General features: G+C 67.5%; 11 protein-coding genes and 1 tRNA gene. 5 read left to right on the top strand and 7 right to left on the bottom strand.

The features are described from left to right. Positions 1-8: 8 nt before the first annotated feature. From KF791_04965 to KF791_04950, 4 genes are all read right to left on the bottom strand, one after another. Complete coding sequence (locus KF791_04965; GenBank protein MBX3731928.1) at positions 9-1,541, bottom strand: GldG family protein; 1,533 nt, start codon at positions 1,539-1,541, stop codon at positions 9-11. An 11-nt stretch (positions 1,542-1,552) separates the two neighbouring features. Further along, entirely contained in the window at positions 1,553-2,305 is a 753-nt protein-coding gene (locus KF791_04960) for an ABC transporter permease (GenBank protein ID MBX3731927.1), read from the bottom strand. Positions 2,306-2,363: 58 nt separating this feature from the next. Further along, a complete protein-coding gene (locus KF791_04955; GenBank protein ID MBX3731926.1) occupies positions 2,364-3,308 on the bottom strand; it encodes an ATP-binding cassette domain-containing protein in 945 nt (314 codons plus the stop codon). Between the two features lie 76 nt (positions 3,309-3,384). Beyond that, entirely contained in the window at positions 3,385-4,752 is a 1,368-nt protein-coding gene (locus tag KF791_04950) for a trypsin-like peptidase domain-containing protein (protein MBX3731925.1), read from the bottom strand. Positions 4,753-4,846: 94 nt separating this feature from the next. Here KF791_04950 and KF791_04945 point away from each other — a divergent pair, with 94 nt between their 5' ends. From KF791_04945 to KF791_04930, 4 genes are all read left to right on the top strand, one after another. Then, complete coding sequence (locus tag KF791_04945; protein MBX3731924.1) at positions 4,847-6,352, top strand: DUF2851 family protein; 1,506 nt, start codon at positions 4,847-4,849, stop codon at positions 6,350-6,352. A gap of 40 nt (positions 6,353-6,392) precedes the next feature. Beyond that, positions 6,393-6,467 (top strand) — tRNA-Lys (locus KF791_04940). Positions 6,468-6,483: 16 nt separating this feature from the next. Continuing rightward, positions 6,484-7,191 carry a hypothetical protein gene (locus KF791_04935; GenBank protein MBX3731923.1) on the top strand — a complete coding sequence of 236 codons (708 nt, stop codon included), beginning with the start codon at positions 6,484-6,486 and terminating at the stop codon, positions 7,189-7,191. Between the two features lie 30 nt (positions 7,192-7,221). Then, positions 7,222-8,763 carry a SpoIIE family protein phosphatase gene (locus KF791_04930; protein ID MBX3731922.1) on the top strand — a complete coding sequence of 514 codons (1,542 nt, stop codon included), beginning with the start codon at positions 7,222-7,224 and terminating at the stop codon, positions 8,761-8,763. A 56-nt stretch (positions 8,764-8,819) separates the two neighbouring features. Here KF791_04930 and KF791_04925 read toward each other — a convergent pair whose 3' ends face one another. Beyond that, positions 8,820-9,287 carry a hypothetical protein gene (locus KF791_04925; GenBank protein ID MBX3731921.1) on the bottom strand — a complete coding sequence of 156 codons (468 nt, stop codon included), beginning with the start codon at positions 9,285-9,287 and terminating at the stop codon, positions 8,820-8,822. A gap of 77 nt (positions 9,288-9,364) precedes the next feature. Continuing rightward, the gene (coaD, locus tag KF791_04920) at positions 9,365-9,856 is read right to left on the bottom strand and encodes a pantetheine-phosphate adenylyltransferase (GenBank protein MBX3731920.1); all 492 of its coding nucleotides are present in this window, start codon (positions 9,854-9,856) and stop codon (positions 9,365-9,367) included. A 161-nt stretch (positions 9,857-10,017) separates the two neighbouring features. On the opposite strand from coaD, the gene KF791_04915 reads away from it, so the two are divergent. Next, on the top strand, positions 10,018-11,469 hold the full coding sequence (locus tag KF791_04915) for a sulfatase-like hydrolase/transferase (GenBank protein MBX3731919.1): 1,452 nt from the start codon (positions 10,018-10,020) through the stop codon (positions 11,467-11,469). A gap of 20 nt (positions 11,470-11,489) precedes the next feature. Here KF791_04915 and KF791_04910 read toward each other — a convergent pair whose 3' ends face one another. Further along, a complete protein-coding gene (locus KF791_04910) occupies positions 11,490-13,727 on the bottom strand; it encodes a hypothetical protein (GenBank protein MBX3731918.1) in 2,238 nt (745 codons plus the stop codon). Between the last annotated feature and the right edge of the window lie 61 nt (positions 13,728-13,788).

The following is a 13,788-nucleotide window of genomic DNA, read 5'->3' as shown; positions in this document are numbered from 1 at the left end:
AGTCGGCTTCAGCTGCGGCGGCGGAGCCAGACCATCCCCCCAAGCAGCAACACGCCGCCGGGCAGGGCTCCCAGGAGCACCCAGCGCAGGCGTCGCATTTGCGGTTCCGTGAACTGGAGCCGGTATTCCCGGATGGGTCTGGGGCCGATGGCCATGGATTGCGGGCGATCCAGCAGCCAGCTCACGGCCAGGGAGGCAAAGTCCCGGTTGTTTGCAGTTTCGAACGGCTTCCCGAGGGATTCGTTGGCAAACATGGTGGAGTCTCCGATGACGACGAGCCGGGCGGCACTGCGGCCGGCGGCGATCCCGGAAACCCCGCCCTGTTCGGCCGCCACGGCCATCGGCACCGGCTTGCCCCTGAAGTCACGGGCCGGATCAAACCCCGCCTGGCCGCCCTGGATCCGTGAACGCGTGAACCCTGCATCGCTGGTCCAGACCAGCACCTCGGCCCGTGGGGCGTCGGCCGGGAGCCGATCCGGGGGCATCGGACCCACAATGCGCGGCAGGGGCAGGTACAGCGCCCCGTGGTCCCGCCGCAACGGCAGGACCAGTGGATGCATCCCAAAATTGCGGGCGATGACGTCCAGCTTGGTGTAGGTGGTGAACTGTTCGTCCCCGGCATAGCCTGGCGGAGCCGCAACGCCCCAGCGCTGCAGCAGCCCTTCGAGTCCCGTGCCCTTTTCCACGGAATACGGATGCAGCAGTGCCAGCAGCCGCCCCCCGCGCTGGAGGAAGGCGTCCAGCTTGGTGATCTCGCCGGGCAACAGCGGGCTGGTGGGGCCGGCGATGATGAGGAGCTGGACGTCCGCCGGAATCTCGTTGGTGGCGGCGCCGAGGTGGACCAGCTCAACGCTGAGATTTTTCTCGCCGGTCAGCAGTTCGAGAAACCGGGAATAACCCATCAGGGGCTCCTGGCTGTCGGGCGGATGCTCGCCATGGCCCATGAGGTAGCCCGCCTTCACCGGTTCCCCTTCCTGGACGGCCGCCAGGGCACTGGTGAAGTGGTATTCCCCGGTGAAGCCCGAGCGTCGGATCTCGCGGTCCTCCCCCGCCATCAATGCCCGGGTGTCGTCGGCATTGTACACCGACAACTGGCCCGCCGTGACCACCCGGGTGCGCCCGGACCCGCCATCGAACACCACGACATTTCCCGCGTCGGCCCCCAGCTTGTAGCGGCTCTTCAGAAGCTGGGCCGACCCGGGATTTCGGAGATAATCCACGACCTCGACCCGCAGGTGGGGGGTGCGCGCGGCGTACTCGCGCAGGAGGCCGTCCACGTGGGTGAAGAGGTCGTCCGCGGGATTGAAGATCACGGTCACCTTGACGGTGTTGGTCAGGGACTCGAGCAGCTGCACGGTCAGCGGGGACAACGCGGTGCCGCGGGCGGCGCGCACATCGAAACGCCACACGTGGCGCGTGACGGCGACGAAGTTCATCATGGCCACCAGGGCCAGCAGGGAGGCCACCGCCACGACGACGCTCACGCCGATCCGGAACCGGCGGCCGGGCTCAAAGCTGGGACGGGAATCGGTCTCGTGCATCGGGCGCGGGCTCACTTCCAACGGCGTCCCTCAACGACGCGCTGGGTTAGGAACAGGAACAGAACGGTCATCGTCACGCAAAAGACCACATGGCGGGAGTCGAGAACACCCCGTGCAAAATCCTCCATCTGCCGCACCAGCGACACCTGCTCGAGCGCACGACCCAGCCCCCCCCTGAGGCCGTCGGCCGCCGGCGGACGAATCCCGGCCATCCAGAGCGCGATGCCCATGAGGAACGCCGTCATGGCGGCGATGATCTGGCTTCGGGTGAGGGACGAGGCGAACAGCCCGAGCGCCAGATACACGGACCCCACGAGGGTGACTCCAACGAACGCCACCGACGTCACCAGGGGATCGAGCACCAGCACCTCCCCGGTCACCCGGCGCAGGGCCAGCAGCACCCCCAGGAGTGGCAGCCAGGTCAGCAGGTAGAACACCAGCGCGCCCGCAAACTTCGCGAGCACCACCTCCCATTCGCCCACCGGAGTCGTCATCAGCGCCTCATAGGTCCCCGTGGACCGCTCCGCCGCAAAGGTCCGCATCGTGATCACCGGCGTGACCACCAGCAGGATGACCCAGAAGTAGGTGCTTTGATAAAACAGCTCCGCCAGCGGGGCGTCGGTCGGCCGGTTGTTGAGCCATCCGATGAGGTCCATCACCGCCAGACCGGTCAACCAGAGGGAGGCGGCGATCACCACGTAGCCGGTCAGCGACTTGAAGGTCGCGCCGAGTTCGCGCCGCACGAGGGTGAGAAAGACGCGCATCACCGGGGGTTGCGGAGGTCGGCGGGTGCCCGGGCGGGCAGGTCGCGCGTGCCCCCGGTCATTCCGCCTCCTTCCGGCTGCGGGTGAGGTGAACGAAAATCTCCTCGAGCGAATGATGGCGCCGGGTCAACTCCCGCAGCGGCCAGTCGTTCGCCCGGACCAGCTCATACACCATCGGACGCAGGTCCACACCGGCCCGCGGGGACAGCGTCAGGCGCTGGTACGGGCCGTCCATGGGCTCAACTGCCGCGTGCAGGACGTCGGGCAGATCCCGCACCGCGTCCTGAAGCACCGCCGCCGGGACGGCCACCTCGGCGACCACGCCGCCATCCAGACTGAGGCGCCGCTCCAGGTTGGCGGCGGTGTCGGCGGCGATGATCTCGCCGCGGTTGAGAATGAGGACCCGTGAACAGGTGACCTCGACCTCGCTCAGAATGTGCGTGGACAGCAGCACGGTGTGCCGTTGCGCCAGATCCTTGATGAGGGCGCGCACGGCGCGGATCTGGTGCGGATCCAGGCCGATGGTCGGCTCGTCCAAGATGATCAGGTCCGGTTCGTGGACCAGGGCGTCGGCAAGACCCACCCGCTGGCGGTACCCCTTGGACAGCTGCCCGATGATCCGCTGCTGCACCTCGGCAAGCCCGCACTGCTCCAGAACGGTGTCCACACGACCCCGACTGCGGCGCCATCCGAGCCCCTTCAGGCGCGCGCGGAACTTCAGGTACTCCCGCACCCGCATGTCGAGGTGCAGCGGATTATTCTCCGGCATGTAGCCGATCCGGCGGCGGACTTCGTCGGGCTGGTGGAACACGTCAAACCCGGCAACCCGGGCCGTGCCGCTGGTACCGGGGAGGTACGAGGCGAGGATGCGCATCGTTGTGGACTTGCCGGCGCCGTTCGGCCCGAGGAAGCCCACCACCTCCCCTCGCGTCACGGTGAATGAGATGCCATTCACCGCGGTGCGCCCGGGGTAGCGTTTGGTGAGGCCCTTCACCTCGATCATGGGCGGTGGCTCCATCGTGCGATGGGGTGAATCCTATGCACCGGGCAGGAGGGGTCCCAAGGGGAAAGCGGCGGATTCACCGGACCCGCACCTTCACCTCGCCCTCGGATCGTCGCAGGTACTGGCCCAACGCCTCTTCAATGATGACGGCCAGGCGGATCTCCTCGCCGCGGGGCTTGCCGTGCGTCTGACGCGCCAGTTGAACCAGCGTTTCCGTGGGGTGTCCGTCGGCCGCGGTGATGAGGTGGCCGGGACGCAGCCTTGCCCCGGCGGCCGGCCCGCCCCGCTCCACGAGGTCAATCACCAGGCCGCCGCCGCGCGCCACGCGGACCGAGAGGCCGAGACGTTTCCGGAGCAGGTCGTTGTTGAAGAACGCCCGCTCGTCGAGCAGCCGCAGGCTCAAGGTCCGGACCTCCGGACCACGCCGGATGTGCACGGCAATGTCCTGCCGGTCGCCGGCCCGGCTGATCTCCTCGTTGAACGCAATCAGGGAGTCGAGCCAGCGCCCGTTGAGACGCAGCACCTCGTCCCCCCGGCGCAATCCCGCCGCTGCCGCCGGGCTGCCGGGCTGGACCGACTGCACCACCAGCGGGCGCGCCGCTCCATTGAGCCGGCCTCCGAACCAGTACCCGCCGATGGACTCCCCCGACAGCATCTCGCCGAGCGCCTCGTGAATCTGGCGGACCGGAATGGCGAACCCGATCCCCTGTCCGTAGCTGGGATTGAACACCGCCACGTTCAGCCCGATGAGTTCCCCGCGCAGATTGATCAGGGGTCCGCCGGAGTTGCCCGGATTGACGGCCGCATCGGTCTGCAGCCAGTCGGCGATGTTGAGCGTTTCGCCCTCGGGAACCAGGCCCGCAGGGCGTCGGGACTTGGAGCTCAGGATGCCCCGCGAGACGGATCCACCGAGTCCGAACGGGTTCCCCAGGGCCAGCACGGTTTCACCGAGCAACAGATCGTCATTCGCCGCGAACCGCACCGCCCGAAATTTTCGGGGTGTCGCCGGCCTGAGCTTGAGCACCGCCACGTCCTTGGATCGGGAAAGAACCACGCGCTCGGCACGGATGGACTCGGAACCCTCCGTATCAAAGAACTGCACCCAGATGTCGTCGGCATTGGCCACCACATGCGTGTTGGTCAGCACATAGCCGTCCTCATCAATGACCACGCCCGAGCCGCGGCTGTAGCTGGCCTGGGGCTGGCGCTCCTGACGGAAGAACTGACGGACCATCCGCTCGTAGGGATCCTCCGCGTCCACCCAGGTGCGCGTCGCGATGTTCACCACGCTGGGCAGCACCGCCTCGACCGCCATCACCGTTGCATCCCGGCGCACATCGCCCCCGCTGGCGTCCGGTGGTGCAAACTCCGGAGCCGCGGCGCCCCACGCTGTGGAGCCCGCGATGGCCCCTCCCAAAATCAGGGGAGCGATGCGAAAAATCATCTTCACAATACATTGCATTGGAACATGATAAAGGATATCAGGGCTTGGGGGGACCTTGAAGGCCCCCCCCGCTGCGCCTTGACATAGCGCAGGCATGTCTGGAAATCCACCGGGCATGCTGGCGGAAAGCCCCGGAAACTCCTACGCCGTCGCGAGAGCCGCCCACGCGGGCGATCGCGGGCTGCGGGAGGACACCGTCCCGCCGGAGCGGTGGATGCAGCAGATCTGGAGGCACCAGCGGATTCATCGGGACCGGTTGCGAACTCTGGACGGTCCTCCGGTCCGGGTCCTTCATCCCGGCTATTGGAACCGGGAGCCAGGCCCGGATTTTCGGGACGCCGTGATTCAGGTGGGTGACGCGCCTGCCGTCCGCGGGGATGTCGAGGTGGACCGCGACGTCTCCGGCTGGCGGACCCATCAGCACGCCGGGAACCCCGCCTACGGCCGGGTGGTGTTGCACGTGGTCTGGTCCGCGCCGCGCCGGACGGTTCTGTCGCCGGTGCTGGCGCTGCTGCCGCATCTGGATGCCCCGCTTGCCGAACTGGCTGAATGGCTTGAAACACGGGCTCCGGCGCTCGTGCCGGAGAATCTCCCCGGGCTTTGCGCCGGTCCCTTGCGCGATCTGGATCCGGCAGACGTGCGGGTGCTGATTCACGAGGCGGCCCGGGTGCGGTTGCGCGACCGGGCGGGGGGATTTCGGATCCGGGCACGCCATGCGGGTTGGGACCAGGCGCTCTGGGAGGGTCTGCTGGTGGCACTCGGATACAAGCACAACGGCTGGCCGATGCGGCGGTTGGCCGAACTGGTTCCCGTGGGACCGCACTCCGATCCCCATCCGGGGGATCCCAGGGAACTCTGGGAGGCCCGGCTGCTCGGTCTCTCCGGGCTGCTGCCGGCAGAACTTCCGCGAGGGGCCGGCCGGGTTGAGGTGCGCCGGCTCTGGGACCTGTGGTGGCGGGAGCGCGATGCCTGGGAAGGCCGCATCGTTCCGCGATTCGCATGGCGGCTCGGCGGGGTGCGTCCCGCCAATCATCCGCTGCGCCGGATGATCGTTGCTGCCCGATGGCGCGCCGGGGATCTCCTGGGTCCGGCCTTGGAGCAATGGCTGGAGCGTCCGGCCTCTCCACGGGGATTCCCCCGCGAACTCCGGCGCCTGCTGACCCCGCCCCCGGTGCCCGGGGACTTCTGGAGCCGCCATTTGACTCTGGGATCCGGGCGGATTTCCGGATCGGCGCCGCTCCTGGGGGCTTCCCGGATCTCCGAACTGGCGCTGAACGTCGTGCTCCCGTGGTTGTATGCCCGCACGCAGGACCGAAACCGGGATGATCTCGCCAGGGAGGCCGTCCGGCGGTTCTTCCTGTGGCCCGGGGCCGGGGACAACGCCGGACTCCGGTTGGCGCGGGAACGTTTGTTCGGCGGGGCGCGGCGACGGGGACTGGAGTCCGGCGCGGCCCAGCAGGGCCTCCATCAGATTTTGCAGGACTTTTGCCAACGGGCGGGTCCGCTCTGCGGGGCCTGCCGGTTCCCTGGGTGGGTCCGCCAACGGAACCCGGCGCCTCCGCCTCCGGGCGCCCCCACATCCATGAAATCGCTTGATTGACAACAGTTGGGCGACTGCCCAGCTTCGCTCGAACACGGTCGCCTCGGTAGCTCAATGGCAGAGCAGCTGACTCTTAATCAGTTGGTTCCAGGTTCAAGTCCTGGCCGGGGCACCACCCAATCCAATTACTCATGAATCCCGCATCGCACGGCCACAGGATTCCGCTCGTCGGGGCCGCCCTTCTCGTGGGGGTCACCACCGCTTCTGCGGCGGTGGTCTTCGACAACACGTTGAACGTTCAGCCGGGCTTTGGCGCACAGATCACCCGGGAGTATGGCGACGAGATCGCCTTGGCGGGCACCGACCGGTACGTGACGGATCTGGTCTTCCGTTACAGCGGTGATTTTTCGCCGGTCGTCCCTGCGGCCCAGGCGGTGGTACGGATCTATGCCAACGACGGCCTCAGCGCCCTTCCGGGCCAGGACACGGCTCCCCGGCCCGGCACCCTCCTTTGGGAAAGCAGCCTCCTGAGCCTTGCTCCGGGCGAGCAGACGGTGGTCCTGGCGCCAAACGTTCTCGTTCCGGACACCATCACATGGTCCATCCAGTTCCTCGGACTGAGCGGTGCGGAGGGGGATCGGGCCGCGCTGTCGCTCGCCGATGCACCCACGATTGGCGGCGAACTGCTGGGGGGTGTGATCGGGAGTTACAATGACTACTGGGTCAAGCTGGATCCCAACGACCCTGAATCGTGGGCCCTTCGCCAGATCAACGGCGGCGAGACACCGGCGAATTTTTACGCCCAGGTCACTGCGGTTCCCGAGCCCTCAGTCCTCGCGCTCGCGGTGCTCGGTTTCGGAGGACTCGCATACCTGCAACGTCGCCGGATCTTCGGTTGACGTCTTCGGCCGCCGACGGAGCATGCGCCGATGGCTCCCGGCACTGCCGCACCGACGCCGTCCCTGGGAAAGCTCCGGGTCCTGATCGTCGAGGACTCGGAGTTTGACGCCCGCATTCTCGTCACCTTGCTGCGCACCGGCGGATGGGACGTTCACAGCCGTCGCGTGGATGCTGCCGCCTCGTTGCGGGAGGCACTGGGTGGCGCGCCATGGGATTTGATCCTGTGCGATCACACCATGCCGGGTTTCAGCGCCCCCGAAGCGCTGGAGCTGCTGAAATCCACCGGTCTCGACATCCCGTTCATCATCATCTCGGCCGGGATCGAGGAGGGCGTGGCCATTTCGGCGATGAAGGCCGGTGCGCACGACTTCCTGATGAAGGGGTCGCTGGGGCGCCTGGTTCCGGCGGTGCAGCGGGAGCTTCGGGAGGCCCAGGTGCGCGCCGCCCGACGGGCCGCCGAGGCCACCCTCCGGGAGAGCGAACTCCGCTACCGGTCGGTCTGGGAAAATTCCACGGATGCCGTCCTGCTCCTGGATCTCTCCGGGGTGATCCGGTTTGCCAACCCGGCGGTGTCCGGCGTCTTCGGATGGGACCCCGCGCACTTGGTGGGTCAGACGCTCGACGTGCTGCAACCGCCGGATCTGCCGCCGGGCGAGTGGCTGCAGACGTTCCGTGCGGCCGGACGCGCCAAATCGGATGAGGCGCTGGGACGCCGCCGCGACGGTTCGGTGGTGGAAATTGACCTCGCAGTGACCGGCATGCAGATGGGGGACCAGCAATGGATTGTCTCCATCTTTCGTGACGTGACGGAACGCCGGCAGGCCAACCGGGAACTGCGTCACAGTCGGGAGGAGTTTGCCGCCGCCCGCGAGGTCCAGCAGCGGCTCTTCCCCAAGTCGGCGCCGAAACTGCCCGGATTCGACATCGCCGGCGTCTCGCATCCGGCGGTGGCCACCGGGGGCGATTACTTCGACTACCTGTCGCTGTCGGATGAGGCGCTCGGCATTGTGGTCGCCGACGTCAGCGGCCACGGGTTGGGCCCCTCACTCCTGATGGCCGAGGCGCGTGCGTACCTGCGTCCGGTGGCGCGCCGACCCGGGAGCACCGATGCGATCCTCAACCGCACCCAGGAACTTCTGGCCGAGGATTTGGGGAGCGAACGGTATATGACCATGCTGCTGGTCCGGTTGGATGCCGGGAGCCGCACCCTGACGTACACCAATGCCGGACACCCGGCCGGTCAGGTGCTCGACGCGCAGGGGCGGGTCAAGACCGTGTTGCGGCGGTCCGGACGCCCATTGGGCCGGCAGGGGACCACTCCGTACCCGCCGCCGGAAAGCGTGCCGTTGTCCTCCGGTGACATCCTGCTGCTGCTCACCGACGGGATTGATGAAGCGATGAGCCCTGCGGAGGACGTGTTTGGCGTCGAGCGCGCGCTGGAGGTGGTGCGACAGAACCGGGATCGCCCGGCGGCGGAACTGGTCGAGGCGATTTGTGACGCGGCGCGGGCGTTCAGTTCACCGGAACCGCAGGCGGACGATCTGACCGTTGTCGTGGTCAAGGTGCTGTAGCCATCCTGACCGGACTGCTGGCGGCAACGGGACCTCGTCGGGCTTCCTCCGGGATCTCACGCCGTCAGCAGCGGGGCCAGGTTCGAGTTCCCGTCAGCAAGTGAACGGAGGCGGGGTTCGATCTCGAGACTGCGACGGACCAGCCGGCGGGCTTCGTCCGGATTGCCCAGCAGGGACTCATAGCAGGCGAGGTGAAAGTTCCACAGGCCGTTCTGCCGTGCGCCGTCGGGGGCCGCCAGCAGCGCGGCGCGGGCCTCGGTGATCCGGTTCTGCTCATACAGGCAGCATCCCCAGGCGATGAACCGCTCGGCGCAAGCCCCGTCCTGCCGGCAGAGGATTTCATAGGTCGCCCCGGCCTCCTCCCAACGCCCAAGTTGCTGCAGGAGCACCGCACGCAGTTCCAGGGTTTCCGTGCGATGACGGTCCGCTTCGGCGAGGGCATCCAGTTCCCGGAGCGCCTCCACGGGAAGTCCGAGTTCCAGCCAGCCAAGGGCGGCGTCGAGGGAACGGGTGAGTCGCGTCAATGGCACCGTGGATCATCGTGCCATGGATTCCCCGGGCGACAACCGCTCATCCCGACCGGGAGCCCGGACCCGTCCCATCAGGCAGCTGCCGCGCGCCCCAGCTTGGCCCGGAGCGCCGGCACGACATTGTCGGGCACAAACGGGGAAACATCCCCGCCCAGCCGGGCGATCTCCTTGATCAACCGCGAGCTGACAAACGTGTAGGTGTCCTTGGGGGTGAGAAACAAGGTTTCCACCCGCTCGTCCAGCTTCCGGTTCATCAGCGCGAGCTGAAACTCAAATTCGAAGTCGCTGACCGCCCGCAAACCTCGCAGGACGGCGCATGCGCCCTGCCGGACGACGTAGCTGACCAACAGCCCGTCAAAGCGGTCGGCCGTGACGTTGGGCAGGTCCCGGACGGCATCCCGGACGATCCCATAACGCTCCTCCAGGTTGAACAGCGGTCGTTTGCCCTCGTTCGCCGCGACGGCAACCACCACCCGGTCGAAGATCTGCGCGGCGCGCCGGACGACATCCAGGTGGCCGTTGTGCAGCGGGTCAAAGCTTCCGGGGTAGATCACCGTCCGCATCGGTTGCCGACACTAGCCATGGGCCACCGCCGGCTTCGATGCAAATTTCCGGCGCCCAAAGTCGCCCAAAGGATTGCGGGACACCCCGACCCTGCGGGACGCTCAGGACCACTGTGGTGCGCACGCCGTGCCGGCGGAGCACCGTGATGCCGCAGGCCTCCATGAAGCCCTCCCTTCTGCTCGTCTCATGCGTCGCGGCGCTGGTCCTTCCATGGATTGCATCCGGCGCCTCGCCGTCGCGCCCGAACATCCTGCTGCTCTTTGCCGACGATCAGCGCGCGGACACCATCGCCGCCTGGGGCAACCCCGCGATTGACACCCCGAATCTCGACCGGCTGGCGGAACGCGGTTTCAGCTTCCGTCGGAACTACTGTTTCGGATCCAACAGCGGGGCGGTCTGCGTCCCCAGCCGGGCCATGCTGATGAGCGGACGCACCTGGCTGGACGTACCCGCGGATCTCGCGGGGATTCCCCTCCTGCCCGGGCGTCTGCGGGAGGCCGGGTATGTGACCTTCGCCACGGGCAAGTGGCACAACGGCGAGGCGTCCCTCTGCCGGGCGTTTCCCGACGCCCGGTCCGTGTTCCTTGGGGGCATGGATGATCACACGCGGACGCCCGTGGCTGATGTTCGCGGCGGGGTGGTGGGCCCGGTGCGCACCGCATCGCGGTTTTCCAGCGAGGAGTTCGCCGAGGCGGCGATCGGATTTCTCAAGGAGGCCCCTGCGGATCGGCCCTATTTCGCCTACGTGGCGTTCACCGCGCCGCACGACCCGCGAAATCCCCCAGTGGCGCACCGGGAGCGTTACTACCGCCGCCCGCCGCCGCTCCCGGAAAACTTCCTGTCCGTTCATCCCTTTGACCAGGGGTTTATTCGGGATCTGCGCGACGAAAACCTGGCCGCGTTCCCCCGGACCCGCGAAGTCCTCCAGCAGCAGTTGTGCGAGTACTACGGCCTGATCACTCATCTGGATGAGCAGGTGGGCCGCATCCTGGAGGCACTGGCCGCGACGCCGCAGGCAACCAACACGGTGATCGTCTACGCCGCGGACCACGGGCTCGCCCTGGGCAGCCACGGACTCCTGGGCAAGCAAAGCGTCTACGAGCACAGCATGCGCTGCCCGCTCATCGTTGCCGGCCCCGGGATCCCGGCCGGCGGCTCGACCCAGGCGTTCACCTACCTGTTTGACCTGTTCCCGACCCTTCTCGACCTCGCGGAGGCCCCGCCGCTGCCGGGGTTGGCGGGGGAGAGTCTGCGTCCACTCTGGGCCGGCAGTCGGGCAAAGCTTCGGGACTCGGTGTTTCTGCCCTTCACCGACCAGATGCGCGCGGTGCGCGACGAACGCTGGAAGTTGATCGTGTACCCGCAGATCGGGCGGCAGCAGTTGTTCGATCTGCAGTCCGACCCCCACGAACTGCACGATCGCTCGTCCGACCCGGCACAATCGGTCCACCTCGGGCGCCTCACCGCGCTGTTGCGCACCTGGCAGGAACGCACCGGGGACCGGCAGCCCCTGGAGGTGGAGCATCCCGGCTCCGGCGTGGTGGATCTCGACGGCTATGTGCGCCGCCCCGACCGGTGGCAGCCGGCCTGGATCGTCGAGAAGTATTTCTAGGGCCGGAGGCCCTTCCCCCGTCACCGTTCCGGAGCGGCAATGGCCCCCACCTGCCGCCCCAGCCAGTAGCCCAGCAGGTATTCGTCGCCTGGAAAATCGGTTTGCCCGTCGCCGGCATCGAGGATGAAGGGTTGGGTGTTGATGCGGGCAACGAGCCGTTCGCCGGGTGGCAGCAACCCGGCCAGTTCGCGCCCCATGAAATTGGGCTCCAGGGTCCGGACGTCGTGCCGGTGGGAATTGCGCACCGGCCAGTTGATGGTGTCGAGGGGAGTGCCGCGCAGGGTCCACACCGCACCGGCGGGATCGTAATCCGTGCCGCCGCACGCGGCGTAAATGAAGTTCCAGATCGGATACCGCTCCGGACGCTCGATCTCCCAGTGGTCGCGGACGGCCCCGAGGTACGCGGCGCGCAGCTCCGGGGTGAATGCGAAACGGCACAGAACCCAGTAGGTGAAGAAGGCGAGCTCGTCGTCGCTGTGATTCCACTCATCGCCCATCTCGTTCCCCTCATGCACGTAGCCGTGGGTGGGCGCGATGTCCCGCATGGAGGACAGGATGTTTGTCAGGTAGCCATGGTTTGCGAACAGCGCCTCCGCACGATCGCGATACCGCGGGTCCCCGGTCATCGCATGCGCCAGCTGCAGGACCGCCGTGATCTGCGCACTGTTCAGGCGCCGGTCGTGGATCGAGTGCGGAAACCAGTTCAGATACTCCGGGTTCCAACGTCCCCAGAGGGTCGGCCGGCCGTCCACATCCACGTAGTACAGGTCGTGTTCCAGGATGTGGTCCACAATCCGGACGTAGTTGGTTGCCACCCGTGCGCGCTCGTCGGCATTGGTGGCCACCCATGTCCACATCACGGCATGGGCGAAGGTCTGCGAGCACACCTCGTCGCTGCTGGTGTGACCTTTCCAATCCCAGGCGGGATCCTCCGCCTCGCGCCACCGGTCGGGATCGGAGAACTTGAACCCGCGCCGCTCGATCGTGCGCGCCGAGAAACCGGGAACGGTGGACAGCTCCTGCAACCGCTCCAAGGCCCCGAAGGATTCCCATGCCTCGTGCCGCACCGCCTCTTCGCGGGTCACGGCATACTGTGCGGCCAGAGCTCCGAGGTAATAGCTGGTCCAGCCGCCGTCGTTGTCGGTGTCCACCATCTCGCTCGTCAGCAGGTTTCCAGGCTCGAGCAGACGACGCTCCCCGGTCATCCCGTACCGAAGGTTGCGCGAACGGATCTTGCGGTGAAACCAGTCGGCCTTGGACGCCATCGTCGTGCGCGGATAGGCGATTGCGCCAAGACCCGAGGACGTGAGGATCCACACCGTTTCATCCGGCGCGATGGCCAGGCTCACGACGTCATCACCCGGAATCCAACGCGGGCCGTCATAGTACCGATGTTCCGGGGCAGGAATGCCGGGCGCCGATGGAATGGCGTAGGGCGAGCCATCACCCGCGCGCTTGAAGATCGCCCCCCGGGTGGTGCCGGACCACACGCCACCGGTCACCGGCGCCACCGCCTGCACCTCGGGCCAGGGCATCGGAGGTTCCGGCGTGGTGCCCAGGGTGACTCCGGTTTCGGCATCCATGCGGATGAGGCCGTCGCGGCGTCCCACCCACAGGAATGCGGGCCCTGCCGGGGCCTGCCCGAAACTCGCGGCTGTGGCCGGCCCCCGGGGCGAATAATCTCCCGAGGTCATCGCCAGCCAGAGGGTGCCGTCGGCAATCAAGGCAGGGCGCCCGGGACCGGGATGGGGAATGACCTGGATGTCCCGGGCTCGCGCCAGGGGTGCCGGCAGTTCACGATCGCTGAACCCCGGGCCCGACACCCTGCCGGGTCCGCTCAACCAGACCTCGCCTCCGGAGCCGACCGCGATTCGGTCATAGCTTCCCCGTTCCACGGCACCGCCCGGCCGCCCGTTCCGCCCGTTGGAAAGCCAGGCGTCGTCAAACAGGTAGTAGAGATCCCCGGACGGCGACACCGTGAGGTCGCGGGCGATGCGCCCCGCGAGCGGGCGATAACTGCGGTCGAGCGCCAGCACCCCGTCAAACACCCGCGCCACACCGCGGTCGGTCAGCACGTACACGACCCCTTCCTTGTCCACACACACCTTGCGATGGACGGCGTCCATCAGCTCCGGCTGGGTGCGGATCCGGACCGCGACATCCTGGGCAAAGGGTTCGTCGGGAATGGGCGTGGCCGACCCGATCGTGGAGACGACGAGGGCCAGCACACCGGACCATGGACGGAGCAACCTGCACATGTCGGGGCCATGGAACCAGCCGCTTCGGCAACGCGAAAGGTCCCGTGTTCGGGAATGTCGG

The organism is Verrucomicrobiia bacterium, from assembly GCA_019634635.1.
GTDB lineage: Bacteria > Verrucomicrobiota > Verrucomicrobiia > Limisphaerales > UBA9464 > UBA9464.
Note: the sequence above shows the minus strand (reverse complement) of the source record. Positions and strands in the feature narration are given on the sequence as shown.

Bases quoted from the DNA above. Each gene is read 5' to 3' on its own strand.
- KF791_04965 (MBX3731928.1), bottom strand. From the start codon at position 1,541: ATGCACGAGACCGATTCCCGTCCCAGCTTTGAGCCCGGCCGCCGGTTC.
- KF791_04960 (MBX3731927.1), bottom strand. From the start codon at position 2,305: ATGCGCGTCTTTCTCACCCTCGTGCGGCGCGAACTCGGCGCGACCTTC.
- KF791_04955 (MBX3731926.1), bottom strand. From the start codon at position 3,308: ATGATCGAGGTGAAGGGCCTCACCAAACGCTACCCCGGGCGCACCGCG.
- KF791_04950 (MBX3731925.1), bottom strand. From the start codon at position 4,752: ATGATTTTTCGCATCGCTCCCCTGATTTTGGGAGGGGCCATCGCGGGC.
- KF791_04945 (MBX3731924.1), top strand. From the start codon at position 4,847: ATGTCTGGAAATCCACCGGGCATGCTGGCGGAAAGCCCCGGAAACTCC.
- KF791_04935 (MBX3731923.1), top strand. From the start codon at position 6,484: ATGAATCCCGCATCGCACGGCCACAGGATTCCGCTCGTCGGGGCCGCC.
- KF791_04930 (MBX3731922.1), top strand. From the start codon at position 7,222: ATGGCTCCCGGCACTGCCGCACCGACGCCGTCCCTGGGAAAGCTCCGG.
- coaD (MBX3731920.1), bottom strand. From the start codon at position 9,856: ATGCGGACGGTGATCTACCCCGGAAGCTTTGACCCGCTGCACAACGGC.
- KF791_04915 (MBX3731919.1), top strand. From the start codon at position 10,018: ATGAAGCCCTCCCTTCTGCTCGTCTCATGCGTCGCGGCGCTGGTCCTT.
- KF791_04910 (MBX3731918.1), bottom strand. From the start codon at position 13,727: ATGTGCAGGTTGCTCCGTCCATGGTCCGGTGTGCTGGCCCTCGTCGTC.